General features: G+C 71.8%; 18 protein-coding genes and 2 pseudogenes. 13 read left to right on the plus strand and 7 right to left on the minus strand.

The features are described 5' to 3' along the window. Positions 1 to 10 precede the first annotated feature (10 nt). Complete coding sequence (locus tag N5I75_RS26130) at positions 11 to 826, plus strand: ABC transporter permease (RefSeq protein ID WP_476681188.1); 816 nt, start codon at positions 11 to 13, stop codon at positions 824 to 826. A 77-nt stretch (positions 827 to 903) separates the two neighbouring features. Beyond that, a complete protein-coding gene (locus N5I75_RS26135; protein WP_476677332.1) occupies positions 904 to 2,064 on the plus strand; it encodes an IS4 family transposase in 1,161 nt (386 codons plus the stop codon). A 253-nt stretch (positions 2,065 to 2,317) separates the two neighbouring features. Here the strand turns inward: N5I75_RS26135 and N5I75_RS26140 are convergent, their stop codons facing one another. From N5I75_RS26140 to N5I75_RS26155, 4 genes are read right to left on the minus strand one after another with little or no spacing between them, the layout of a single operon-like run. Then, positions 2,318 to 3,334 carry an iron-siderophore ABC transporter substrate-binding protein gene (locus N5I75_RS26140; protein WP_476681190.1) on the minus strand — a complete coding sequence of 339 codons (1,017 nt, stop codon included), beginning with the start codon at positions 3,332 to 3,334 and terminating at the stop codon, positions 2,318 to 2,320. 19 nt (positions 3,335 to 3,353) lie between these two features. Continuing rightward, positions 3,354 to 4,172, minus strand: coding sequence for an ABC transporter ATP-binding protein (locus N5I75_RS26145; RefSeq protein ID WP_476681192.1), 819 nt, complete (start codon positions 4,170 to 4,172; stop codon positions 3,354 to 3,356). Positions 4,173 to 4,222: 50 nt separating this feature from the next. Then, positions 4,223 to 5,260, minus strand: coding sequence for a FecCD family ABC transporter permease (locus N5I75_RS26150; RefSeq protein WP_476681300.1), 1,038 nt, complete (start codon positions 5,258 to 5,260; stop codon positions 4,223 to 4,225). An 8-nt stretch (positions 5,261 to 5,268) separates the two neighbouring features. Continuing rightward, entirely contained in the window at positions 5,269 to 6,291 is a 1,023-nt protein-coding gene (locus N5I75_RS26155; protein ID WP_476681194.1) for a FecCD family ABC transporter permease, read from the minus strand. 168 nt (positions 6,292 to 6,459) lie between these two features. Here N5I75_RS26155 and N5I75_RS26160 point away from each other — a divergent pair, with 168 nt between their 5' ends. Beyond that, positions 6,460 to 7,017, plus strand: coding sequence for an MSMEG_1061 family FMN-dependent PPOX-type flavoprotein (locus N5I75_RS26160; protein ID WP_476681196.1), 558 nt, complete (start codon positions 6,460 to 6,462; stop codon positions 7,015 to 7,017). Between the two features lie 29 nt (positions 7,018 to 7,046). Beyond that, positions 7,047 to 7,449: pseudogene (locus tag N5I75_RS26165) on the plus strand (endonuclease V); the annotation flags it as partial. 27 nt (positions 7,450 to 7,476) lie between these two features. Here N5I75_RS26165 and N5I75_RS26170 read toward each other — a convergent pair. Continuing rightward, the gene (locus N5I75_RS26170; RefSeq protein ID WP_476681198.1) at positions 7,477 to 8,712 is read right to left on the minus strand and encodes a saccharopine dehydrogenase family protein; all 1,236 of its coding nucleotides are present in this window, start codon (positions 8,710 to 8,712) and stop codon (positions 7,477 to 7,479) included. 179 nt (positions 8,713 to 8,891) lie between these two features. Between N5I75_RS26170 and N5I75_RS26175 the strand changes: the two genes are divergently transcribed. The 4 genes from N5I75_RS26175 (at position 8,892) to N5I75_RS26190 (ending at position 15,145) form a co-directional block, all read left to right on the plus strand. Beyond that, positions 8,892 to 10,061 carry a CaiB/BaiF CoA transferase family protein gene (locus N5I75_RS26175; RefSeq protein WP_476681200.1) on the plus strand — a complete coding sequence of 390 codons (1,170 nt, stop codon included), beginning with the start codon at positions 8,892 to 8,894 and terminating at the stop codon, positions 10,059 to 10,061. A gap of 8 nt (positions 10,062 to 10,069) precedes the next feature. Beyond that, on the plus strand, positions 10,070 to 11,212 hold the full coding sequence (locus N5I75_RS26180; RefSeq protein WP_476681202.1) for an acyl-CoA dehydrogenase family protein: 1,143 nt from the start codon (positions 10,070 to 10,072) through the stop codon (positions 11,210 to 11,212). A gap of 25 nt (positions 11,213 to 11,237) precedes the next feature. Beyond that, on the plus strand, positions 11,238 to 12,452 hold the full coding sequence (locus tag N5I75_RS26185; RefSeq protein WP_476681204.1) for an acetyl-CoA C-acetyltransferase: 1,215 nt from the start codon (positions 11,238 to 11,240) through the stop codon (positions 12,450 to 12,452). 521 nt (positions 12,453 to 12,973) lie between these two features. After that, complete coding sequence (locus N5I75_RS26190; RefSeq protein ID WP_476681206.1) at positions 12,974 to 15,145, plus strand: 3-hydroxyacyl-CoA dehydrogenase NAD-binding domain-containing protein; 2,172 nt, start codon at positions 12,974 to 12,976, stop codon at positions 15,143 to 15,145. A gap of 26 nt (positions 15,146 to 15,171) precedes the next feature. On the opposite strand, the gene N5I75_RS26195 is transcribed toward N5I75_RS26190, so the two are convergent. Then, positions 15,172 to 15,954 carry a MerR family transcriptional regulator gene (locus N5I75_RS26195; protein ID WP_476681302.1) on the minus strand — a complete coding sequence of 261 codons (783 nt, stop codon included), beginning with the start codon at positions 15,952 to 15,954 and terminating at the stop codon, positions 15,172 to 15,174. Positions 15,955 to 16,203: 249 nt separating this feature from the next. Between N5I75_RS26195 and N5I75_RS26200 the strand changes: the two genes are divergently transcribed. The 3 genes from N5I75_RS26200 to N5I75_RS26210 all read left to right on the plus strand — a co-directional run bounded on the left by N5I75_RS26200 (position 16,204) and on the right by N5I75_RS26210 (position 18,927). Continuing rightward, entirely contained in the window at positions 16,204 to 17,667 is a 1,464-nt protein-coding gene (locus tag N5I75_RS26200) for an amino acid permease (RefSeq protein WP_476681208.1), read from the plus strand. A gap of 44 nt (positions 17,668 to 17,711) precedes the next feature. Next, positions 17,712 to 17,993, plus strand: a complete 282-nt coding sequence (locus N5I75_RS26205; RefSeq protein ID WP_476681210.1) for a hypothetical protein — start codon at positions 17,712 to 17,714, stop codon at positions 17,991 to 17,993. A 94-nt stretch (positions 17,994 to 18,087) separates the two neighbouring features. Beyond that, the gene (locus N5I75_RS26210; protein WP_476681212.1) at positions 18,088 to 18,927 is read left to right on the plus strand and encodes an oxygenase MpaB family protein; all 840 of its coding nucleotides are present in this window, start codon (positions 18,088 to 18,090) and stop codon (positions 18,925 to 18,927) included. 265 nt (positions 18,928 to 19,192) lie between these two features. On the opposite strand, the pseudogene N5I75_RS26215 reads toward N5I75_RS26210, so the two are convergent. Continuing rightward, positions 19,193 to 20,667, minus strand: a pseudogene (locus N5I75_RS26215) (M1 family metallopeptidase). A 236-nt stretch (positions 20,668 to 20,903) separates the two neighbouring features. On the opposite strand from N5I75_RS26215, the gene N5I75_RS26220 reads away from it, so the two are divergent. Together N5I75_RS26220 and N5I75_RS26225 are read left to right on the plus strand one after the other, a co-directional pair. After that, positions 20,904 to 22,877, plus strand: a complete 1,974-nt coding sequence (locus tag N5I75_RS26220) for a Xaa-Pro dipeptidyl-peptidase (RefSeq protein WP_476681214.1) — start codon at positions 20,904 to 20,906, stop codon at positions 22,875 to 22,877. Further along, complete coding sequence (locus N5I75_RS26225; RefSeq protein ID WP_476681216.1) at positions 22,874 to 24,157, plus strand: M14 family metallopeptidase; 1,284 nt, start codon at positions 22,874 to 22,876, stop codon at positions 24,155 to 24,157. The genes N5I75_RS26220 and N5I75_RS26225 overlap by 4 nt, the downstream gene beginning before the upstream one ends. The last annotated feature ends 35 nt before the right edge of the window (positions 24,158 to 24,192 follow it).

Here is a 24,192-nt window from a genome sequence, read left to right on the forward strand (position 1 = left end):
GGAGTCCGTGGTGCACCTGTCCCGCCGCGCGCGCATCGCACTCCGCGCCGCCGCCTGCGCCGGTTTCGCCGTCCTCTACGTGCCGCTGTTCCTGGTAGTCGTCAACTCCCTAAACCGGGACCGGAGTTCGGGCTGGCCGCCGGACGGGCTCACGCTGCGCTGGTGGCGCGCCGCCTGGCACAGCGCGGGCGCCAGGGACGCGCTGTGGACCTCGGTCAAGGCGGGTCTCGGCGCCACGCTGATCGCGCTCGTCCTCGGCACGCTCATCGCCTTCGCGGTCGCCCGGTACCGGTTCTTCGGCCGGGAGGCGGTCTCGTTCGCCGTCGTCCTGCCGATCGCGCTGCCGGGCATCATCACGGGCGTCGCGCTGAACACCGCGTTCCGTACGGTCCTGGAGCCGATCGGGGTCGGGCTCGGCCTGTTCACGGTCGTCGTCGGACACGCCACGTTCTGCGTGGTCATCGTCTTCAACAACATGGCCGCCCGGCTGCGGCGGCTGCGGAGCTCGTACGAGGAAGCGGCGATGGACCTGGGCGCGGGGCCCTTCCGGACGTTCCGCGACATCACGTTCCCGCTGACCCGCTCGGCGCTCGCGGCCGGCGGCCTGCTCGCGTTCGCGCTGTCCTTCGACGAGATCGTGGTGACGACGTTCACGGCAGGGCCCGGAGTCCGGACCCTGCCGCTGTGGATCTTCTCCAACATGGCGCGACCGCAGCAGGCCCCCGTGGTCAACGTCGTCGCCGTCGTCCTCGTCCTGCTGTCGGTCGTGCCCGTGTACGTGGCCCAGCGGCTGTCCTCCGACACGGCGGCGGGCAGCCGGATCTAGGGCCAATGCCGTTGTTTTAACTGTTCGGCGTAGGCTGCTGCGTACTGCTCCCGGGGGTGGTGCCAGTGTCTGTGAGTGTGTCTGATTTATCGGGTCTGGGGCTGTTGACCTGGGTGTATCCGCCGGGTCTGGTGGATCGTGTGGTGGCTGCCTGCGGGCGGGTGGAGCAACGCAGACGGCTGCTGCCGGCCCGGCTGGTGGTGTACTTCGTGCTCGGCCTGGCGCTCTTCTCGCCCGCTCCCTATCTGGAGGTTATGCGGCACCTGGTCGAGGGCCTGCGGGGTCTGGGACTGCTGGGTGACTGGCGCATTCCGGCGAAGTCCTCGCTGTTTCGGGCCCGGCAGCGGCTGGGGAGTGAGCCGCTGCGGGTGCTGTTCACCGCGACGGCGAAACCGCTGGGCACCGAGAGCACGCCGGGGGTGTTCTGGCGGGGCCTGCGGCTGCTGGCGGTGGACGGCACCTGCTGGGACGTCGCCGACACGGTGGCCAATGAGGCCGCCTTCGGCCGCCCGGGCAACGCCCGCGGCCCGGAGAAGAGTTCTTTCCCGCAGGTGCGGATGGCCTGCCTGGTGGAGACTGGCACGCATCTGGTGCTGGACGCGGAGCTGGCCGGCTGCCGCACCGGTGAGGTCACCCTGGTCCGGCGCCTGCCCCGCTCCTGCGGGCCGGGCCAGCTGGTGCTGGCCGACCGCGAGTTCCTCGGCATGTCGTTGTGGCGGGCCTTCACCGACAGCGGCGCCGATCTGTTGTGGCGGGTGCCCGCCAATCGCGTCCTGCCAGTCGAGCGGGTGCTGCGGGACGGCTCCTGGATCTCCCGCATCCACGCCAGCACCGACTCCGCGAAGCGGGATCCGGTCACCGTGAGGGTCCTGGCCTACCGGCTCGACCACGCCGGCCCGGCGGCCGGCGACTACCGGCTGGTGACCAGCCTGCTCGATGCCCGCCGCTTCCCGGCGCGTCAACTGGCCGCGCTCTACCAAGAGCGCTGGGAAGTCGAGTCGGTCCTGGCCGAGCTCAAGACCCGCCAGCGCGGCGCGCACACCGTGCTGAGCAGCAAGACCCCGGACGGGGTGCTGCAGCAGATCTGGGCCCACCTGCTGGTCCACCGGGCCCTGCGTGAGCTGATGTTTCGCACCGCCGCCTCCGGCGGCCTGGATCCGGACCGGATCTCCTTCACCGAGACCCTGCGCTCGGCCCGGCGCAGCGTGACCGTCACGCCGGGCCGTTTTTCCCCCTGACCTCCTGGTCCAGGCGCTGGTCCTGCTCGAGCACGACCTGTTGGAGCGGCTCCTGCCGGTCAGACGCCTGCGCAGCCAGCCCCGTGTAGTCAAACGCAAGATGTCCAACTACAGGCTCAAACGGACCGAACACCGGACCTGCCCCCAGCCCGCCCGCGGCGGTGTCCAGGCCGTCCGCATCCAACGACCCCAACCCGCGAATCCGTAAAGCAACGGCATTGGATCTAGGGCGCGTTCCGAGTGAGTGCGGGCGCTACTTCTTGATGGCGTCCGCGAACAGCGGTACCACGTTCTTGAGCGCGTACCGGACCGAGAGCACCGAGTCGGTGGCAAACGCCGAGCTGATGTTCTTGTCGTCGAAGACCACCGCGTGGCCCTTCTCCGCGGCCGGGATCGACGCGAACAGCGGGTCCGAGGTGATCTTCTTCGCGGTCGTGCCGATCGGCGCCATCACCATCAGGTCGGCGTCGAGCATCTGGAGGTTCTCCTCCGACACCGGCACGGAGAACGCCGCGCCCGCCTTCTTCTCCACGGCCGGGTTGTTGGTGAAGCCGAGCCGTTCGACGAAGTCGAGCCGCCCGGTGCCGTGCACGTACGCGCCCCAGGTCGACGCCGTACGGGAGCCGACGGTGATGGTCTTCCCCTTGAACTCGGGGTGCGCGGCGGCGGCCTCGGCGAACTGCTTCTCCGTGTCCGCGATCAGCTTCTCGCCCTTCTCGGGCACGCCGAGCGCCTGCGCGACCATCGTGGTCTGCTTCTCCCAGGAGATCTTGTACTGGTCGCCGCCCTTCGGTACCCCGACGGTCGGCGCGATCTTGCTGAGCGTGTCGTAGCGGGTCTGGTCGCCGCTCGCCTTGGTGTCGAGGATGAGGTCGGGCTTGAGCGCCGCGATCTTCTCGTACTCGGGCTCCAGAGTGCCGATCTTCTGCGGCGCCTTGTCGTACGTCCCCTTCGCCCAGGGGCCGACGCCCTCGCCGCCGAACGCCAGCCAGTCGCTCGCGGCGACGGGCTGCACGCCGAGGGCGAGAGCGGTCTCGGCGTCGCCCCAGCCGAGCGCGACGACCCGCTTCGGCTGCTCGTTCACCGTGACGGTGCCGAACTTGGTGGACACCTTCGCGGGGAACGCGCCGGACGCCTTCTGCCCGGCGCTGTCGGCCTTGGCGTCGTCCGAGTCCGAGCCGCAGGCCGCGAGCGAACCGGCGAGCGCGAGGGCGACGGCGCCGACGAGGAAGCGGAGGCGGCCGGAGCGGGGGGTGGTGGGGGAGGACATGAGGGGCTCTCTCTTCTTGCTAGTGGTGCGGGGAGGCGGCGCGGATGTGGTGGCGCCCCATGGGGACGATGAGCGGGGTGCCGGACGCCGGGTCGGGGACGACGGCGCTGCGCAGCCCGAAGACCTTCTCGACGAGGGACTCGGTGACGATGTCCGAGGGCGCGCCCTCGGCGACGATCCGGCCGTCCTTCATCGCGACGAGGTGATCGGCGTAGCGGCAGGCGAGGTTGAGGTCGTGCAGGACCACGACGAGGGTGACGCCGCGCTCCCGGTTGAGGTCGGTCAGGAGGTCGAGGACGTCCAGCTGGTGGCTGATGTCGAGGTAGGTCGTCGGCTCGTCGAGCAGGAGGACGTCCGTCTCCTGGGCCAGGGCCATGGCGATCCAGACGCGCTGGCGCTGGCCGCCGGAGAGTTCGTCGAGGGAGCGTTCGGCGAGGTCGAGGACGTCGGTGGCGTGCAGCGCGGTGGCCACGGCCTCGTCGTCGGCGGGCGTCCACCGCCGGAACCAGCCCTGGTGCGGATAGCGGCCCCGGCCCACCAGGTCGGCGACGGTGATCGACTCGGGGGCGACCGGTGTCTGCGGCAGCACGCCGAGTACCGCCGCCACCTCCTTGGTGGACATCTCGTGCACGCTGCGCCCGTCGAGCAGGACCGTGCCCGCGGTCGGGGCGAGCAGCCGGGCCATCGAGCGCAGCAGCGTCGACTTGCCGCAGGCGTTCGGGCCGACCACGACGGTGATCCGGCCGGCCGGGATGTCGACATCGAGGTCGCGGACGATCCGGCGCTCGCCGTATCCGAGTTCGAGCCCACAGGCTTGCAGGGTGTGCGCGGAAGCCACGGAGGTCTCCTGGTGTGTGCGTGCGGGGGACGGTTGCGATGCGGGCACGGTCAGCCGCCCTGGCCCGCGCGGTTGGAGCGGGCGAGGAGCCACAGCAGGTACGGGGCGCCGATCACGCTCGTCACGATGCCGACCGGCAGCTGCGTGCCGGGGATCAGGTGCTGCCCGGCGAAGTCGGCGACGATGACGAGCAGTGCGCCCGTGGCGGCCGACGGCAGCAGCGCCGCGCCCTGGCCGGGGACCAGGCGGCGCGCGATGGGCGGCGACACGAAGGCGACGAACCCGACGGGCCCGGCGGCGGCCGTCGCCACGCCCGCGAGCGCGGTGGCGCAGGCGAGGAGGGCGAGCCGGTCCCGTTCGACGCGCGAGCCGAGCCCGCCCGCCGTGTCGTCGCCGAGCTGGAGCGCGGGCAGCGCCCGCGAAACCAGGACGGTCAGCGGCACGAGCAGCGCGGCGCCGACGAGCAGCGGCCAGAAGTGCGGCCAGGACCGCCCGTTGAGACTGCCCGCCAGCCACAGGAACGCGGTCTGCGCCTCGGTGACGTCGGAGCGGGTCATCTGGTACGAGATGACGCTCGACAGGCCCGTGCCGATGCCCAGGCCGACGAGGACGAGCCGGTACCCGCTCACGCCCTTGCGCCAGGCGAGCAGATAGACCGCCGCGCCGGTGGCCAGGGACCCGGCGAGCGCCACGAACGACAGCGGCGTCCCGCTCAGCCCGGCGAGCCCGCCCGCCAGGACGACGGCGGCGCCCGCGCCCGAGCTCACCCCGATCACGTCGGGGCTCGCCAGCGGATTGCGCAGCAGGGTCTGGAACACCGCGCCCGACAGGCCGAAGCAACAGCCGACGAGCAGCGCGAGCAGGGCGCGCGGCAGGCGCAGTTCGAGGACGACGAACCGCGTTCCGCTGTCGCCGCCGCCGAGCAGGGTGGTGAGGACATCCGGGACGGGGACCGTGTAGTCGCCGAAGCCGAGCGTCACGCACAGGGCGGCGAACGCGGCCAGGAGAAGACCCCCGCTGACGGCGGCGAACCGGACGCGTCCACGACGGCGCGCGGCGGACACCCGGGCCACGGCCCCCACGGGCATTGCGCTGCTCACAGCTCCACCGTCTTTCTGCGCCGCACGAGCAGGACGAACGGGATCGCGCCGAGCGCGGCCGTCATGACGCCGACCTGGACCTCGCCGGGCCGGGCGATCAGCCGTCCGACGACATCGGCGAGGAGCAGCGCGGCGGGCGCGAGCAGGGCGCTGTACGGCAGGATCCAGCGGTAGTCGGGGCCGGTGATCAGCCGCGCCGCGTGCGGAACGGCCAGGCCCACGAAGGCGATCGGGCCCGCGACGACCGTGGCGGCCCCGCACAGCAGGACGACGCACGCCGCGGCGCCGAGCCGCGCCAGGGCGATCCGCTGGCCGAGCCCGCGCGCGGTGTCGTCGCCGAGGGCCAGGGTGTTGAGCTGCGGGCCGAGCGCGAGCGCCAGGACCGCGCCGACCGCGATGAAGGGCAGCGCCTGCCACAGGACGCCGCCCTCGCGGCCGGTGAGCGAGCCGACCTGCCAGAACCGGAACTGGTCGAAGGTCCTGCTGTCGGTGAGCAGCATCGCGCTGGTCAGGGCGGAGAGCGCGGCGGCGACGGCGGCCCCGGACAGGGCCAGCTTCACCGGGGTCGCGCCTTCGCGGCCGAGGCTGCCGATCCCGTAGACGAGGACGGCGGCGAGGCACGCGCCGAGGAAGCCGAACCAGATGTACTGCCGCGGCTCGGTCAGGGCGAGCACGCTGATGGCGAAGACGACGAAGACGGAGGCCCCGGCGTTGACGCCCAACAGGCCGGGGTCGGCGAGGGGGTTGCGGGCCACGCCCTGCATGACGGTGCCCGCGAGGCCGAGCGCGAGGCCCGCGAGGAGCCCGGCCGCCGTGCGGGGCATCCGGACCTCGCGCACGACGAGCTGCGCGCGGACGCCGCGGTCGGGGCGGAAGAGGCCGTCGACGACATCGGGGAGCGGCACATGCCCCGAGCCGACGCCGAGGCTGAGCGCCACGGCGGCCCCAAGGACGAGGGCGACCCCGCCAAGGCCGAGGAGCAACCGCCCCGTTCTTCGTCCTGCCACGCTGACCTGCACTGGTTCCGTTCCCGTGATCGCTGTTCGGCCGCGCAACGGCCGACACCGGAACGAAGAGTTCCAGGCGTAAGGTGAGGCTAACCTAACACCCGATAATGTTTACACGGCAACTACCCTGACGATCACCCCGCGCCGCCGTCGGGGGCCCGTACGAAACATGGAGTCGGCTTGCTGCACACCACGGACACCGCGGACACCACGGACACCGGCTACGTGGAACTGGGCTCCGCGGAACAGCTGCGCGAGATGCTCGGCGAGCCGCACCCCATCGTCATCGACAAGGTCCACCCGCGCCTGGAGGAGCTGGACCGCGACATCATCGCCCGCTCCCCGTTCTGCCTGCTCTCCACCGCCGACGCCCACGGCAACTGCGACGTGTCGCCGCGCGGGGACGGCCCCGGCTTCGTCCACATCGTCGACGACACCACGCTCGCCCTCCCCGACCGGCCCGGCAACCGGCGCGGCGACAGCTTCCACAACATCCTGGAGAACCCGCACGCGGGCCTGCTGTTCCTGATACCCGGCGCGACCCAGGTCCTCCGCGTCAACGGCCGGGCCCGCATCCTCACCGACGCGCCCTTCTTCGACGCCATGACGGTCAAGGACCAGCGCCCCGCCCTCGCGCTGCTCCTCGACATCGACGACATCTACCTGCACTGCCCGCAGTCGCTGCGCCGCTCGGGCCTGTGGAAGCCGCAGACGTGGGAGCGGCTCGCCGGCTCGTAGGCTTGCCGGATGCGGATGAGCACGGGGTGCTGGAGGCATTGAGGACCGACCCCGGTCTCGTCGTCCGCGACGGCTACGGGCTCGCCCACCCGCGCCGCTTCGGCCTGGCGAGCCGTCTGGGCGTCGTCACCGGGCTGCCGACGATCGGCGTCGCCAAGAACCCGTTCGCCTTCACGCACGGCGCCCTGGGGTGCGGGCGGGGGGAGCGCCGCCGCGCTGCTCGACGGCGACTCCGGAGGCGAGGAGGTCGGCCGCGCCCTGCGCACCCGCGACGGCGTGAAGCCCGTGTACGTCTCCGTGGGCCACCGCGTCTCCCTGGCGAACGCCTGCGCGCACACGCTCGCCCTCACCCCCGCCTACCGCCTCCCGGAGACAACCCGCAGGGCCGACCGGCTGTGCCGGGACGCGCTGCTCGCCCACGCGCGCGCGTGAGCGCCGTGCGGTGGCCATGAGCGCCGTCTACCGCCGCGCGGCGACCCGGAAGGTGATGCCCGCCTTCTGCAGACGGTCGATCAGGGCGTCCCCCATCGCCGCCGCCGTGGTCACCTGCCCGGCGCTGTACGGGAGTTCGTCCTGCGCCAGGCACATCGCGGACTCCGCCAGCATCTTCGCCGTCTCGCCGTACCCGGGGTCGCCGCCGGACACCTCCGTGTAGACCCGGCGCCCGCCGCCCTCGCCGACGAACCGCACCGAGAACCAGCTCTTGGCGCGGCGCGCCTCGTCGGGCCCGTCGCCGGGTTGCAGCCGCCCGCCCAGCCAGCGCCGTACGGGCGGCACCTGCGCGGCGGCGAACAGCGCCCCGGCGACCGCGACGCCGCCCACCGCGAACGGCAGCGTGCGCATCGCCGCGTAGTGCCGGTAGCGGAAGTCGGGGCCGTAGCGCTCCAGGGCCCGCGCCGAGCGCTGCACCACCTGCGGGTCGATCGTCGGCAGCGGCACCGCCCACGCCCCGACCTCCTTGGCGAAGCGCGGCCCGGCCGTCGGCGCGTACGCGGCGCGGCCCACGAGACGCGGCTCGTGGCGGCGGCGCTCCTGGTGCGCGGCGAGCATCTGCCGGGCGCGCCCGAACTGGTTGAGGGCGGTGGCGAACGTGCCGCCCGAGACCGTCGCGTTCGTCCGTACGAAACCGTCGACCCGCAGCGGCACGCCCTCCGGCAACTGCCGTACCGTGAAGTACGCGCCGAGGTCGTGCGGGATCGAGTCGAAGCCGCACGCGTGCACCAGGCGGGCGCCCGTCTCCCGCGCGCGTGCGTCGTGCCGCACGTACATGAGGTCGACGAACTCGGGCTCGCCGGTGAGGTCCACGTAGTCGGTGCCCGCCTCGGCGCACGCCGCCACCAGCGCCTCCCCGTACCGCAGGTACGGGCCGACGGTCGTGGCGACGACCCGCGTACGGGAGGCGAGTTCGCGCAGCGACACCGCGTCGGCCACGTCCGCGCGTTCCAGCGGGAGCACCGCGCACGCCGGATCGATGCCGGTGAGCCGCTCGCGCAGCCGCTCCAGCCTGCTCATGTCGCGCCCGGCGACCGCCCAGCGCAGCCCCTCCGGGGCGTGCGCCGCGAGGTACTCGGCGGTGAGCATCCCGACGAAGCCGGTCGCGCCGAACAGGACCACGTCGTACGCCCTGTCCGCGCCCTTGTCCGCGCCCTTGTTCGTGCGGCGTCCGGAGTCGTCCGCGCTGCCAGACCTGTTCATGACACCCCTTACGTCGGTGGGGGCGAGGCTAGCGCGCGGGGGCGCCGGGGTCAGCGCCGGGCCTTCGCGCGTCGCAAATTGACTGAGCGCTTGCTCGCTGGGGGGTTGTGCTGACCGGGGCGGCTTCATAGCATCACTGGTGTTACATCAGTTGTGTCACAGACTGGGGGCGTGGCGGGATGGCAGTGGCAGCCACGGAAGCCGGCGGCGGCCCGCTCGCCGGGGTGCGCGTGGTCGAGCTGGCCGGGATCGGCCCGGGACCGTTCGCCGCGATGCTCCTGGCCGACCTCGGCGCCGACGTCGTACGGGTGGACAGACCCGGCGGCGCGGGGCTCGCGATCGACCCCGCGTACGACGTCACCAACCGCAACAAGCGGTCCGTGATCGTCGACCTGAAGAGCGCGGACGGCGCCGAGGCGGTGCTGCGCCTCGCCGAGCGCGCCGACGTCCTGATCGAGGGCTACCGGCCCGGCGTCACCGAGCGGCTCGGTGTCGGCCCGGACGCCTGCCACGCCCGCAACCCGAAGCTGGTCTACGGCCGGATGACCGGCTGGGGCCAGGACGGGCCGCTCGCCCAGCGCGCCGGGCACGACATCGGGTACATCGCGGTCACCGGCGCCCTTTCCATGATCGGCAAGCCCGACGAGCCGCCGACCGTCCCCGCCAACCTCGTCGGCGACTACGCGGGCGGCGCCCTCTACCTCGTCGTCGGCGTCCTCGCGGCCCTCCATCACGCGCGCGCGACCGGCGCAGGACAAGTCGTCGACGCCGCGATCGTCGACGGCACATCGCACCTCGCCGCGATGATCCACGGCATGCTCGCGGCTGGCGGCTGGCAGGACCGGCGCGGCGCCAACCTCCTCGACGGCGGCTGCCCCTTTTACGGCACCTACGAGACCGCCGACGGCCGGTACATGGCGGTCGGCGCCCTCGAGCAGCGGTTCTACGACGAGTTCATGGCGCTCATGGGCCTCACCGAGACCGCGCCCGCCCGCGGCGACCTGGCCCGCTGGGGCGAGCTGCGCGACGCCGTCGCCGCCCGCTTCAAGCAGCGTACGCGGGACGAATGGACCGAGGTCTTCGCGGGCTCCGACGCCTGCGCCGCGCCCGTCCTCTCCCTGCGCGAGGCCCCGGACCACCCGCACCTCGCCGCCCGCGCCACCTTCGTCGGCCACGACGGCATCACGCAGCCCGCGCCCGCGCCGCGCTTCTCCGACACGCCGACCGCCGTGCGCTCCGGCCCGGCCCAGCCGGGTGCCCACACGGCGGAGGTGGCCCGCGACTGGGACGTACCGGACCTGATGACCGACACCTCCAGCACCTCTGGCACCCCTACGAAAGGCAGTTGATCGCGAGCATGGAGCGACGCCTGTTCAGCGCCGAGCACGAGGCGTTCCGCGAGACCGTCCGCACCTTCCTCGCCAAGGAGGTGACCCCGCACTACGAGCAGTGGGAGAAGGACGGCATCGTCGCGCGCGAGGCCTGGCTCGCCGCCGGACGCCAGGGCCTGCTCGGCCTCGCCGTCCCCGAGGAGTACGGGGGCGGCGGCAACGACGACTTCCGCTACAGCGCCGTCCTCGCCGAGGAGTTCACGCGCGCGGGCGCCGCGGGCCTCGCCGTCGGCCTGCACAACGACATCATCGGCCCGTACCTGACCTCCCTTGCCACCGAGGAGCAGAAGCGGCGCTGGCTGCCCGGCTTCTGCGACGGTTCCACGATCACCGCCATCGCGATGACCGAACCCGGCGCCGGCTCCGACCTCCAGGGCATCCGCACGACGGCGGACGACAAGGGCGACCACTGGCTGCTCAACGGCTCCAAGACCTTCATCTCCAACGGCATCCTCGCCGACCTAGTCGTCGTCGTCGCCAAGACCACGCAGGACGGCGGCGCGCACGGCCTCTCCCTCCTCGTCGTCGAGCGCGGCATGGACGGCTTCACGCGCGGCCGCAACCTCGACAAGATCGGCCAGAAGGCGCAGGACACGGCCGAGCTCTTCTTCGACGACGTACGCGTCCCCAAGGAGAATCTGCTCGGTGAGCTCAACGGCGCCTTCATCCACCTCATGACCAACCTCGCCCAGGAGCGCATGGGCATCGCCGTCGCCGCCATCGCCGCCGCCGAGCACCTCCTGGAGATCACCACGACGTACGTCAAGGAGCGCGAGGCGTTCGGGCGGCCGCTCGCCAAGCTGCAGCACATCCGGTTCGAGATCGCCGAGATGGCCACCGAGTGCGCCGTCACCCGTACGTTCCTCGACCGCTGCATCGAGGACCACGCGGCCGGCACGCTCGACGCCGTGCACGCCTCCATGGCGAAGTGGTGGGCGACCGAGCTGCAGAAGCGCGTCGCCGACCGCTGCCTCCAACTCCACGGCGGATACGGGTACATGACCGAGTACCGCGTCGCGAAGGCGTTCACCGACGGGCGCATCCAGACCATCTACGGCGGCACCACCGAGATCATGAAGGAGATCATCGGCCGCTCGCTGCTGTCCTGATCACACCTCGTTGAAAGGCACTTCCGTGACCACTGACGCGTACGTCTACGACGCGATCCGCACCCCGCGCGGGCGGGGCAAGGCCACCGGCTCCCTGCACGGCACCAAGCCGATCGACCTCGTCGTCGGCCTCATCCACGAGATCCGGGCCCGCTTCCCCGGCCTGGACCCCGCCGCGATCGACGACATCGTGCTCGGCGTCGTCGGCCCCGTCGGCGACCAGGGCTCCGACATCGCCCGTATCGCCGCGATCGCGGCCGGACTGCCCGACACGGTCGCCGGGGTGCAGGAGAACCGCTTCTGTGCGTCGGGCCTGGAGGCCGTCAACCTCGCCGCCATGAAGGTCCGTTCCGGCTGGGAGGACCTCGTCCTCGCCGGTGGCGTCGAGTCGATGTCGCGGGTGCCGATGGCGTCCGACGGCGGGGCCTGGTTCGCCGACCCCATGACCAACTACGACACCGGGTTCGTGCCGCAGGGCATCGGCGCCGACCTCATCGCGACGATCGAGGGGTTCTCGCGGCGCGACGTGGACGAGTACGCGGCGCTCTCCCAGGAGCGGGCCGCCGCCGCGGTGAAGGACGGGCGGTTCGACCGGTCGGTGGTCCCGGTCAAGGACCGCAGCGGGCTGACGGTGCTCGACCGGGATGAGTTCCTGCGGCCGGGGACGACGGCCGACTCGCTCGCCAAGCTGAAGCCGTCCTTCGCCGACATCGGTGAACTCGGCGGGTTCGACGCGGTCGCGCTGCAGAAGTACCACTGGGTCGAGAAGATCGACCACGTCCATCACGCGGGCAACTCCTCCGGCATCGTCGACGGGGCCTCCCTCGTCGCCATCGGGTCCCGGGAGGTCGGCGAGCGGTACGGGCTCGCGCCGCGCGCGCGGGTCGTCTCCGTCGCGGTCTCCGGTTCCGAGCCGACCATCATGCTGACCGGGCCGGCGCCCGCGACCCGCAAGGCGCTCGCCAAGGCGGGCCTGACGATCGACGACATCGATCTGGTCGAGATCAACGAGGCCTTCGCGGCGGTGGTGCTCCGCTTCGTCCGGGACATGGGTCTGTCGCTCGACAAGGTCAATGTGAACGGCGGGGCGATCGCGCTCGGGCATCCGCTCGGTGCGACCGGGGCGATGATCCTGGGCACGCTCGTCGACGAGCTGGAGCGGCGGGACCTCCGGTACGGGCTGGCGACGTTGTGCGTCGGGGGTGGGATGGGGATCGCGACGATCGTGGAGCGGGTGTAGCGCCGTAGGGGTGGGCGTGCGTTGCCGGGTGCGGCGTACGTCGTGGCTGGTCGCGCAGTTCCCCGCGCCCCTGGAGCATGCGGCTTCGCCGCCATGCCCGGACGGGCGTCTGCCATGTCGTGCCGCGTCGCCGGCTGCCCCGCCCTCGTGGCTGGTCGCGCAGTTCCCCGCGCCCCTGAGATGCGCACTCCGTGCGCCATCCCAGGAGACGCGGCGGCGCGTCACCGGGGAAGGCCCGGCGAAGCCGCAAGCCTTCAGGGGCGCGGCTAACTGCGCGCCGAGCCACGGCGGCGCCGCAGTCGATCAACCGCCCAGGGGCGCGGGAGCCGCAGTCGGACAACCGCCCAGGGGCGCGGGGAACTGCGCGCCAAGCCACGGCGGTGCCGCAGTCGAACGACCGCCCAGGGGCGCGGGGAACTGCGCGACCAGCCACGACGCACCCGCACTCGGCGACGAGACACCACCACCCCTCCCCGACCCCAACAGAAAACTTCCCGCACGAGAGCACACGGAGAACTCACATGACCGCCAGCACAACCATCCGCTGGGAACAGGACGACACCGGCATCGTCACCCTCGTCCTGGACGACCCCAACCAGTCCGCGAACACCATGAACCAGGCGTTCAAGGACTCCATCGCCGCGATCGCGGACCGCGCGGAGGCCGAGCGGGACTCCATCCGCGGCATCATCTACACCTCCGCCAAGAAGACCTTCTTCGCGGGCGGCGACCTGAAGGACATGATGAAGGCGGGCCCGCAGGACGCGCAGGCCGTCTTCGAGACCGGACTCGGCATCAAGAACTCCCTGCGCCGCATCGAGACCCTCGGCAAGCCGGTCGTCGCGGCGATCAACGGCGCGGCCCTGGGCGGCGGCTACGAGATCGCCCTGGCCAGCCACCACCGGGTGGCGCTGGACGCACCCGGGTCGAAGATCGGCCTCCCCGAGGTCACCCTGGGCCTCCTTCCGGCCGGCGGCGGAGTCACCCGTACCGTCCGCCTCATGGGCATCGCCGACGCCCTCCTGAAGGTCCTCCTCCAGGGCACCCAGTACACCCCGCAGCGTGCCCTGGACAACGGCCTGGTCCACGAGATCGCCGCGACCCCGGACGAGATGATCGACAAGGCCCGCGCCTTCATCGACGCCAACCCCGAGTCGCAGCAGCCCTGGGACAGGCCGGGCTACCGCATCCCGGGCGGCACCCCGGCCAACCCCAAGTTCGCCGCGAACCTCCCCGCGTTCCCGGCCAACCTGAAGAAGCAGCTGAACGGCGCCCCCTACCCGGCCCCGCGCAACATCCTCGCGGCCGCCGTCGAGGGCTCCCAGGTGGACTTCGAGACGGCCCTGACCATCGAGGCCCGCTACTTCACCGAGCTGGTCACGGGGCAGACCGCGAAGAACATGATCCAGGCGTTCTTCTTCGACCTCCAGGCCGTCAACAGCGGAGCCAACCGCCCGAAGGGCATCGAGCCCCGCAAGGTCCGGAAGGTGGCCGTCCTCGGCGCCGGGATGATGGGCGCGGGCATCGCCTACTCCTGCGCCCGCGCGGGCATCGAGGTCGTCCTCAAGGACGTCTCCGACGAGGCCGCCGCCAAGGGCAAGGGCTACTCCGAGAAGCTGTGCGAGAAGGCGGTGAAGCGCGGCCGCACCACCCAGGAGAAGGCGGACGCGCTGCTCGCCCGCATCACCCCGACCGCCGAGCCGCAGGCGCTCGCCGGCTGCGACGCGGTCATCGAGGCCGTCTTCGAGGACCCGTCCCTCAAGCACAAGGTGTTCCAGGAGATCCAGCACGTCGTCGCCGCCGACGCCCTGCTCTGCTCCAACACCTCGACCCTCCCGATCAGCCTCCTCGCCGAAGGCGTCGAGCGCCGCTCGGACTTCATCGGCCTGCACTTCTTCTCGCCGGTCGACAAGATGCCGCTCGTCGAGATCATCAAGGGCGAGCAGACCGGGGACGAGGCGCTCGCCCGCGCCTTCGACCTCGTACGGCAGATCAACAAGACGCCGATCGTCGTCAACGACTCGCGCGGCTTCTTCACGTCCCGGGTCATCGGCCACTTCATCAACGAGGGCGTCGCCATGGTCGGCGAGGGCATCGAGCCCGCCTCCGTCGAGCAGGCCGCGGGCCAGGCGGGCTACCCGGCCAAGGTCCTCTCCCTCATGGACGAGCTGACCCTCACCCTGCCCCGCAAGATCCGCAACGAGACCAAGGCGGCGATCCTCGAAGCGGGCGGCGAGTGGACCCCGCACCCCGCCGAGGGCGTCATCGACCGCATGGTCGACGAGTTCGGCCGTCCCGGACGCAGCGGCGGCGCGGGCTTCTACGAGTACGGCGAGGACGGCAAGCGCGCCGGGCTCTGGCCGGGCCTGCGCGAGCACTTCACCAAGGCGGGGTTCGAGATCCCCTTCGAGGACATGCAGGAGCGCATGCTCTTCTCGGAGGCGCTCGACACCGTACGCCTCCTGGAGGAGGGCGTCCTGACCTCCGTCGCCGACGCCAACATCGGCTCCATCTTCGGTATCGGCTTCCCCGGCTGGACCGGCGGTGTCCTGCAGTACATCAACGGCTACGAGGGCGGCCTCACCGGCTTCGTCGCCCGCGCGCGCGAGCTGGCCGAGCGCTACGGCGACCGGTTCCTGCCGCCCGCGCTGCTCGTGGAGAAGGCCGAGCGCGGGGAGACCTTCAAGGACTGACCGGCCGTCGGCATGGGGGAGGCGTTTCAGCCCTCGGCGCGGAACGCCTCCCGCAGCTCCTCCTTCAGCGACCGCTGGAACGCGGTGACCAGCGCCTGCACCACCATCGGCTGCATATGGGCCGAGAGCGACTTCATCGCCGCCAGGTGCTCGGGGTCGGACTCCTGCTCCCGGTAGGGGCCCCACACCTCGTCGCGGAACAGCCGCGACAGCTCGTGCGCCGCCTGCCGGGTGTGCTCCATGAGGACGGTGCGCGCGGCGAGGATCGTCTCGTGCTCGATGGGCACGCCGAGCAACTGCACGCCGAGGCGGAGCAGGCCGATGTCCACGCGGTAGGTGTCGGCGTCCTCCTCGTACGCGATGACGCCCATGGCGGAGAGCCGGTCGAGGTCGGTCCCGGTGAGGGCGCGGCCCGCCCTGCGCTCCAGCTCGGCGAGGTCCATGTCCTCCGCCGCGTCCGGCGCCCAGCTCGCCACCACCGCGCGGTGGATGGCCAGGTCGTGGGCGCTCAGGTCGGGCGGCAGCTGCTCCAGGTACCGCTCGATCGCGGCGAGCGTCATGCCCTGGTGCTGCAACTCCTCGATCAGCGCGAGCCGCGACAGATGGTCCTGCCCGTAGTGGCCGACCCGGCGCGGGCCGATCACCGGCGGCGGCAGCAGCCCGCGCGTGCTGTAGAAGCGGATCGTGCGGACGGTGACGCCCGCGTGGGCGGCCAGTTCGTCGACGGTCAGCGTGGGGGAGGAGGCCGCCTCGGCGCCCTCGCCGTCCTCGCCGTCCGTCGTGCGGTCCGTCGTGATGTCGATGGTCATGTCCGCCTCGGGCTCGATCGGGTTCAACAGTATTGCTGACACACCGATGTTGTGAAAGTGCCCGGCGCGACCCCTTACCTCTTTGTGAGAAGAACCGCTATGTGATCTGTGCCACCGCATCCATGGTGATCTCTGGGGGAAGGTGCACCGTCGGTCCGCGCACTGTCAGGGGTGCGACGGGCCGCTCTCAGTACATCCGGACCCCGCGCGGCTTCCTGTCGCCGGGCACCACAGAGTGGACACCCCCACGTGAGCAAGGACGCCGTGAACACGGCCGTGGACGCATCCCCCACTGATGCGTCCCGGACGCCCGCCGACGCGGGCGACGCCGGTTACAGCAAGGACCTCAAGGCCCGCCACGTCAACATGATCGCGATCGGTGGCGCGATCGGCACCGGACTCTTCCTGGGTGCGGGCGGCCGCCTCCACTCGGCGGGCCCCGCCCTCGTCTTCGCGTACCTGGTCTGCGGGATCTTCGCGTACCTGGTGGTGCGCGCCCTCGGCGAGATGGTCGTCTACCGGCCCTCGTCCGGGTCCTTCGTGTCGTACGCGCGTGAGTTCCTCGGCGAGAAGGGCGCCTACGTCGCCGGCTGGATGTACTTCCTGAACTGGTCGATGACCGGTATCGCGGACATCACGGCGATCGCGCTCTACACGCAGTACTGGAGCTTCTTCACCTCGATCCCGCAGTGGGTGCTCGCCCTGATCGCCCTCGCGGTCGTGCTCAGCGTGAACCTCGTCTCGGTGAAGTACTTCGGCGAGATGGAGTTCTGGTTCGCGATCGTCAAGGTGGCCACGCTCGTCGCCTTCCTCCTTGTCGGCGTCTTCCTGCTCGCCACGCAGCACCCGGTCGACGGCCGGACACCCGGGCTCAGCATGATCACCGACCACGGCGGGTTCATGCCGAGCGGCTTCATGTCGGTGGTGCTCGTCATGCAAGGCGTCGTGTTCGCGTACGCGGCCCTGGAGCTGGTCGGCGTCGCCGCCGGCGAGACGGCCGAGCCGCAGAAGGTCGTCCCGCGCGCGGTGAACTCGATCATGTGGCGTGTCGCCCTGTTCTACTGCGGCTCGGTCCTCGTGCTCGCCCTGCTGCTGCCCTCGACGTCGTACTCCTCGAACGAGAGCCCCTTTGTCACCCTCTTCAGCAAGCTGGGCGTCGGCGGCATCGGCGACATCATGAACCTCGTCGTGCTGACCGCGGCCATGTCCTCGCTCAACTCCGGCCTGTACTCCACCGGCCGCATCCTGCGCTCCATGGCGATGTCCGGTTCCGCGCCCAGCTTCACCGCCCGCATGAACCGCAGCCAGGTGCCCTACGGCGGCATCCTGCTCACCGCGGGCGTCGGCGTCCTCGGCGTCGGCCTCAACTACCTGCTGCCGCACGACGCCTTCGAGATCGTCATCGAGGTCTCCTCCATCGGCATCATCGGCACCTGGGTCATGATCATGGTCGCGCACCTGGCGTTCGTCCGCCGGGCCAAGCAGGGCCTGGTCGAGCGCCCGAAGTTCCGCCTGCCGTGGTCGCCGGTGACCGAGATCGTCACCATCGCCTTCCTGCTCCTCGTCCTCGGCCTCATGTGGAACGACGCGGAGACCGGCCGCAAGACGCTCTCCCTCGTCCCGATCGTGGCGCTGCTGCTCGTCGTCGGCTGGTTCGGCGCGCGCCGCCGCATCGCCCGCGAGGCGACGCGTGAGACGCCCGGGAAGCAGTGACGGCGCCTGGCGTCGCCGGTGTGCCGATCGGGTAGGACACAGGCATGGCGCTGGTTCCGTGGGACGTTCACCTCAAGGCGGGTCACCTGGCGGTCTTCGCGGCCACGGCGGCATCGGCGCTCCTCACGTCGATCCGCCGCCGTCCTCGCCTCCCAGCGCCTGAGCCCCCGGCCGCGCCGCCGCCCCCGCCCCACCTGCGGGCCCACGTGGTGCCGCCGCACCCCGGCCCGTCCGGCACCAGCCACAACGCGGCGGTGACGGACCTGTGCACCTGCGTGGCCGAGCTCGCCTCCGATCTGGCGAAGCGGTACGGCGGGGAGATCTGACCCGCGCCGGGGGCGGCGTCCGGCGCGTTCCGGCGGGGGGCGCACACTGGTAGGGCCACGCACCACCATCCCCGTACGCCCCGCAGGACATTCCATGAAGCAGCACGACCCGGACCCGGCCCCGCCGCCCGTCGGCGGGATCCTCTGGGAGACCGCCGGTGAGATACGCGCGCTGCTCGCCCTGCCGGCCGCGTTCGTGCTCCAGGTCGCGCACCCCGCCGTCGGTGCCGGGGTCGACGAGCACTCGGTGTTCCGGACCGATCCCTGGGGGCGTGGGCAGCGCTCCCTCGCCTCTGTGCTGCTGTGGGTCTACGGGGGTGAGGAGGCCGCCGCGGAGGGGCGCCGGCTGCGGCGCCTGCACCGGGCCGTACAGGGCACCGACCCGCACGGTCGCCGGTACCACGCGCTGACGCCGGCGTACTACGCCTGGGTCCACGCGACGGGCTATCCCGTGGCCCGGTACGCGCGCCGCTACTTCGCGCGGCTCTTCACGCCGGAGGAGGACGAGCGGTTCTTCGCGGAGTGGCTTCAGGTCGGCCGGATACTCGGCATCCATGACCGGGACATGCCGCAGTCGACGGCGGAGTTCTGGCCGTACTACCGCAAGGTGCTCCATGAGGAGGTCGGGCGGAACGCGGTGGTCGACGAGCTGACGGCCCGGGACCGCGCGGTTCCGCCTCCGCGGGGGCATCCTGTTCTGCGCCTGTTGTGGCCGGCCCTGCGTCCTCTGCTCACGCGGGTGATGGCGTTCCTGGCGGTGGGGCTGTTGCCGCCGGAGGCGCGCGCGGCGGTCGGGCTGGGGTGGACCCCGCGTCAGGAGCGCCGCCTGCGCCGGTTCGCGGTGCTGGTGCGCGGGATCGCTCCGCTTCTTCCCGAGCGCCTCCGGTACCTCCCGCTCGCCCACCGGGCGAGGACGGCCACCCGCCTGCCATGACCGGCCCGCCCACCGGGTGCGCCTCGCGTCGTGGCTGGTCGCGCCGTTCCCCGCGCCCCTGGGGCATGCGGCTGCGCCGCAGCCCCGTGGGCCCCTGAGATGGCGCACGCAGTGCGCATCTCAGGGGCGCGGGGAACGGCGCGAGCGACCACGACGAGAGCCGTACCCGAAAGACGGGCGGAAGAATGCCGCACGCAGTGCGCATTCCAGGGGCGCGGGAACGGCGCGACCAGCCACGACGCACCCGCACCCCACCCGCACGCGCTCAGCGCTCCGTATGCACCCCGTTCGTGGCGGCGATCTTCCTCCAGGACTTGGGCTGCGCAGGCGCCGGCGAGGCGTTCAGCGCGGACGCGGCCGGCTTCACCGGCTGGTACAGCCACGTGTCGAACAACCCGGCCAGCGGCTTCCCGGAAACCTTCTCCGCGTACCGCACGAAGTCGGAGACACTCGCGTTGCCGTACGCGTGCACCGTCGGCCAGCCCTTCAGGATCTTGAAGAACTTCTTCTCCCCGACCGCGTTGCGCAGCGCCTGTATCGCCACCGCCCCCGGTCGTACACCGCGGCGGCGAACTGGTTCTCGGCCCCCGGATCCCCCGGCTTGACCTGCCAGAACGGGTCGTCCGCCGGGTGCTGCGCGTACACGTAGTCGGCCAGCTCCTGGGCCGTGCCCTCGCCCTCCTTCTCACTCCACAGCCACTGGCTGTAGCGGGCGAACCCCTCGTTGATCCAGATGTCCTTCCAGTCGTCGACGGAGACGCTGTCCCCGTACCACTGGTGCGCCAGCTCATGGACGACGACCGAGACGTTCGAGCCGTTGGCGAACTGCTTCGGCGAGTAGAACGGCCGCGTCTGCGTCTCCAGAGCGAAGGAGGAGGGGACGTTCGGGACGTAGCCGCCGAGCGCCTCGAAGGGGTACTTCCCGAACACGGTCTCCAGCCACTCGGCGACCTCGGCGGTCCGCTCCACGCTGGCCTTCGCGGCACCCTCGTTCGCGCCGAGGTCCTTGCTGTACGCGTTGACGACCGGCAGACCGCCCGCCGTCGTGTCCGTCGTGATGTCGAACCTGCCGACCGCGAGCGTCGCGAGATACGTGGCCTGCGGCTTGCTGGAGCGCCAGTTGAACCGGGTCCAGCCGAGCTTCGAGCTCTGCGACTGCAGCGTGCCGTTGGAGATGGCCTGCGTACCGTCCGGCACGGCGACCGACACGTCGTACGTCGCCTTGTCGCGCGGATGGTCGTTCGACGGGAACCACCAGGCGGCCGCCTCCGGCTCGTTCGCGGCGACGCCGCCGTCCGGCGTGCGCTGCCAGGACGTGAAGCCCCACAGCTGCACCTCGGACGGTTTGCCCGCGTACTTCACGACGACCGTGAACGGGGTGCCCTTGGGCAGCCCGGCGGCGGGCGTCACCTCCAGCTCCTGCACACCCGCCTTGGCGAACTTCGCCTGTCTGCCGTTGACCCGGACCTCGCTCGCGGTGAGCCCGAAGTCGAGGTCGAACCGGGAGAGGTCCTGCGTGGAGGAGGCGAGGATCGTCGCCGTGCCCTCCAGGAGGTCCGTCCTCGGCTGGTACTTGAGCCGCAGGTCGTAGTGGGAGACGTCGTAGCCGCCGTTGCCGTACGTCGGGTAGTAGGGGTCGCCGATACCCGCGGCGCCCGGCGTGAAGTCGGCGGCCGATGCCGGGATCGCCAGCACGAGGGAGGCCGCGAGCGCGCCGGGGGCGATGAGTCTGCGGTACACGAAAGCTCCAAGTCGTCGGGGCAGGACAAGACTTGATCTCCTCGGGCCAGGTCGTGCCGGGCCAATGTCGATCTCGTCCGCGAGCCTATTCAGCACCTTGCGCCCCGGTCATGTCCATGGCCCCCACTGTCACACGATCGCCATTCGGCCGACATGTGCCTTTGTGTCCCACACGCCTGTCACCGATCGTCACCGCCCTCTGTCGCACAGGAGTTGACCCGTGTAGCTTCCGCGCCATGCCGATACCTGCCAGACGCACCCGCCAGCTCTGGAGAACGTACGCAGCGGCGGCCGTCGCCGCGCTGCTCGCCGTTCTCGTCGTCCCCGGCGCCGCCAGGGCGGCCGCACCCGCTCCCCGCGAGTCGCAGCCGGTCTACTCGTACGAGAACGCGATCCGTGAGTCCGTCTGGGTCGACACCCGCGTCGACGGCGACGACGACGGGAGGACCGACCGGGTCGCCGTCGACATCGTGCGCCCGCGCGAGGCCGCCGCGCAGGGCCGCAAGGTGCCCGTGATCATGGACGCCAGCCCGTACTACTCCTGCTGCGGGCGCGGCAACGAGTCGCAGCTGAAGACGTACGACGCGCAGGGCAACGTCGTTCAGATGCCGCTCTACTACGACAACTACTTCGTGCCGCGCGGTTACGCCTTCGTCGCCGTCGACCTCGCCGGGACCAACCGCTCCGACGGCTGCGTCGACGTGGGCGGGCGCTCCGACGTGCAGTCCGCCAAGGCCGTCGTCGACTGGCTGAACGGCCGCGCCAAGGGGTACGCGAGCCGTACGGGTTCCGAGCGCGCCACGGCGTCCTGGACCAACGGCCGCACCGGCATGATCGGCAAGAGCTACGACGGCACCATCGCCAACGGCGTCGCCGCGACCGGCGTCAAGGGCCTGGAGACGATCGTCCCGATCAGCGCGATCTCGTCCTGGTACGACTACTACTTCCAGCAGGGCGCCCCGCTCTACGACTCGGGCCCCGAGTGGCTGTCCGACTACGTCGAGAGCGAGGAGGCGCGCGCCCGCTGCGCCGCCGTGCAGCAGCGCCTCGTCGACGAAGCGCCCCGCAGCGGCGACTGGACGGAGCTGTGGGAGGAGCGCGACTACGTCAAGGACGCGCACAAGGTGAGGGCCAGCGTCTTCGTCGTCCACGGCATGCAGGACCTCAACGTCCGCGCCAAGCACTTCGGCCAGTGGTGGGACGCCCTCGCGAGATACGGCGTCGACCGCAAGATCTGGCTCTCGCAGACCGGCCACGTCGACCCGTTCGACTTCCGCCGCGACGTCTGGGTCGACACGCTGCACCGCTGGTTCGACCACGAACTCCTCGGCTACGACAACGGCGTCGACCGCGAGCCCATGGCCGACATCGAGCGCGCCCCGGACCGCTGGAGCACCGACAAGGTGTGGCCCGCGCGCGGGGCGACCACGACCGCCCTGCGGCCGGCCGGGGGCAGCGCGCCCGGCGTCGGCACCCTCGGCCTCAAGGCAGGCCGCGGCACCGAGACCTTCACTGACGACCCGGCGCTGAGCGAGACCGACTGGGCCGCCCGCATCGACACCTCGACACCCGAGAAGGCCGGGTTCATCAGCCGCCCCCTCGGCAAGGACCTGCGCCTGTCCGGCTCCTCGAAGGTGACGGTCACCGCGACCCCGACCACCACCAGCGCCCATCTGAGCGCCGTCCTGGTCGACCTCGGCCCGGCCACCATCCGCGACTACGCGGGCGCCGGCGAGGGCATCACGACGCTCACCGACCGCAGCTGCTGGGGCGCGAGCACCACCGGTGACAGCTCCTGCTTCAAGAACACGCGGGCCAAGACCGCCGACGTCGACTCGACGGTCTTCAGCCGCGGCTGGGCCGACCTCGGCACCTACGCCGACCCCGGCAAGGGCCGCCCGCTGACCCCCGGCAAGAAGTACACGATCACGCTCCAGCTCGCCGCGAGCGACCACATCGTGCCCAAGGGCCACCGGCTCGCGCTGATCGTCGCCGGGACCGACAAAGACCTCATCGACCCCCCGTCGACCAAGCCGACGCTCACCGTCGACCTGGCGCGCACCGCGGCCCGCGTCCCCGTCGTCGGCGGCGCCAAGGCGTTCGCGGCGGCCACCGCCGGGTCGCGGCACGCCGCTCCGCACGCGACCGGCGCCGCGGGCCTCAGCCCGTTCCGGCAGGACAGCCCCGTCCCGGGAGGCGGCGAGCGATGACGTCCCACAAGCGCACCCTGGCCCTCGCCACCGCCGTCGCGGCGCTCGCCGCGCCCCTCGTGGCGTCCGCCCCCGCGCAGGCCACCGGCACCCCGCCGCGCACCGGCTTCGAACAGACGCACGGTGCCCGCTGGACCAGCCAGCCCGAGGAGCAGCGCCTGCTCGCCGAGGTCGACAGGGCGTCCGCCAGGGTCTCCGTCTCGCGCATCGGCACGACGAAGCAGGGCCGGCCGCTGCAACTCGTCCAGGTCGGTGCCCGGCACGCCGCCACCACCGTGCTGCTGATCTGCAGCCAGCACGGCGACGAACCGTCGGGCCGCGAGGCGTGTCTCACCCAGATCCGCAACCTCGCGTACGCCAAGGACAAGGCGACCCAGCGCTTCCTGGCCCGCACGACGCTCCTGGTCGTGCCCACCGCCAACCCGGACGGGCGCGCCGCCGACACCCGCGGCAACTCCGACGGCGTCGACATCAACCGCGACCACATCGCGCTCCGGACGGCCGAGGCGCGGGCGATGGCGGCCGTCGTCCGCGACCGCGAGCCGAACGTCATCTACGACCTGCACGAGTACGGGGCCACCCCCGAGTTCTACGACAAGGACCTCTTCGACCTCTGGCCGCGCAACCTCAACACGAACGCCCGCGTCCACGACGAGGCCGAGACGCTCTCCCTGGACTACGTCCGGCCCGCCGCGAACGCCGCCGGGCACTCCACGGGCACGTACGGCATCTGGACCGACCCGGTCACCGGGGAGCCGGTCAAGCAGACCGCGGGCGACGGACAGGAGCGCATCCTGCGCAACATGTCCGGCATCAAGCACGCGATCGGCCTGCTCATCGAGAGCCGCGTCGACCCCGGCACACCCGCCGAGGAGGCCGACGAGTCGCTGAACAACCGGCGCCGCCGCGACTCGCAACTGCACGCCCTGCGCGGTCTGTTCCGCTTCACGGGGGAGCGGGCCGTGCGGATCGCGGCCGCGACGGACGCCGCCCGCCTCGCCGGGTTCCGCGACACCAGGCCCGTCTACGTGGGCGGCGCCGACAACGACCCGGCCGAACCCGCCGAGATCATCCAGGACCCGCCCTGCGGCTACCGGCTCACCCAGGGCCAGTACGCCGAGTACAAGGACGAGTTGGCCCTGCACGGCATCACCGTACGGCGCACGGGCGACGGGGCGTACGTGCCGCTGCGCCAGTCCCAACGGGCCCTCGCCGTGCTGTTCCTCGACGCGCGGGCGCCCTACCACGTGACCGAGGGGGCGCCCGACACGAGTTGCTGAACAGCCGGGGCGCCCGACACCAACGGTTGAACAGC

The sequence above is a fragment of the Streptomyces sp. R818 genome (assembly GCF_056172735.1).

Coding starts and splice junctions, on each gene's coding strand:
- N5I75_RS26150 (WP_476681300.1), bottom strand. CDS start 5,260: ATGCCCGTGGGGGCCGTGGCCCGGGTGTCCGCCGCGCGCCGTCGTGGA.
- N5I75_RS26175 (WP_476681200.1), top strand. CDS start 8,892: ATGGCAGTGGCAGCCACGGAAGCCGGCGGCGGCCCGCTCGCCGGGGTG.
- N5I75_RS26170 (WP_476681198.1), bottom strand. CDS start 8,712: ATGAACAGGTCTGGCAGCGCGGACGACTCCGGACGCCGCACGAACAAG.
- N5I75_RS26190 (WP_476681206.1), top strand. CDS start 12,974: ATGACCGCCAGCACAACCATCCGCTGGGAACAGGACGACACCGGCATC.
- N5I75_RS26205 (WP_476681210.1), top strand. CDS start 17,712: ATGGCGCTGGTTCCGTGGGACGTTCACCTCAAGGCGGGTCACCTGGCG.
- N5I75_RS26210 (WP_476681212.1), top strand. CDS start 18,088: ATGAAGCAGCACGACCCGGACCCGGCCCCGCCGCCCGTCGGCGGGATC.
- N5I75_RS26180 (WP_476681202.1), top strand. CDS start 10,070: ATGGAGCGACGCCTGTTCAGCGCCGAGCACGAGGCGTTCCGCGAGACC.
- N5I75_RS26225 (WP_476681216.1), top strand. CDS start 22,874: ATGACGTCCCACAAGCGCACCCTGGCCCTCGCCACCGCCGTCGCGGCG.
- N5I75_RS26140 (WP_476681190.1), bottom strand. CDS start 3,334: ATGTCCTCCCCCACCACCCCCCGCTCCGGCCGCCTCCGCTTCCTCGTC.
- N5I75_RS26195 (WP_476681302.1), bottom strand. CDS start 15,954: ATGACCATCGACATCACGACGGACCGCACGACGGACGGCGAGGACGGC.
- N5I75_RS26220 (WP_476681214.1), top strand. CDS start 20,904: ATGCCGATACCTGCCAGACGCACCCGCCAGCTCTGGAGAACGTACGCA.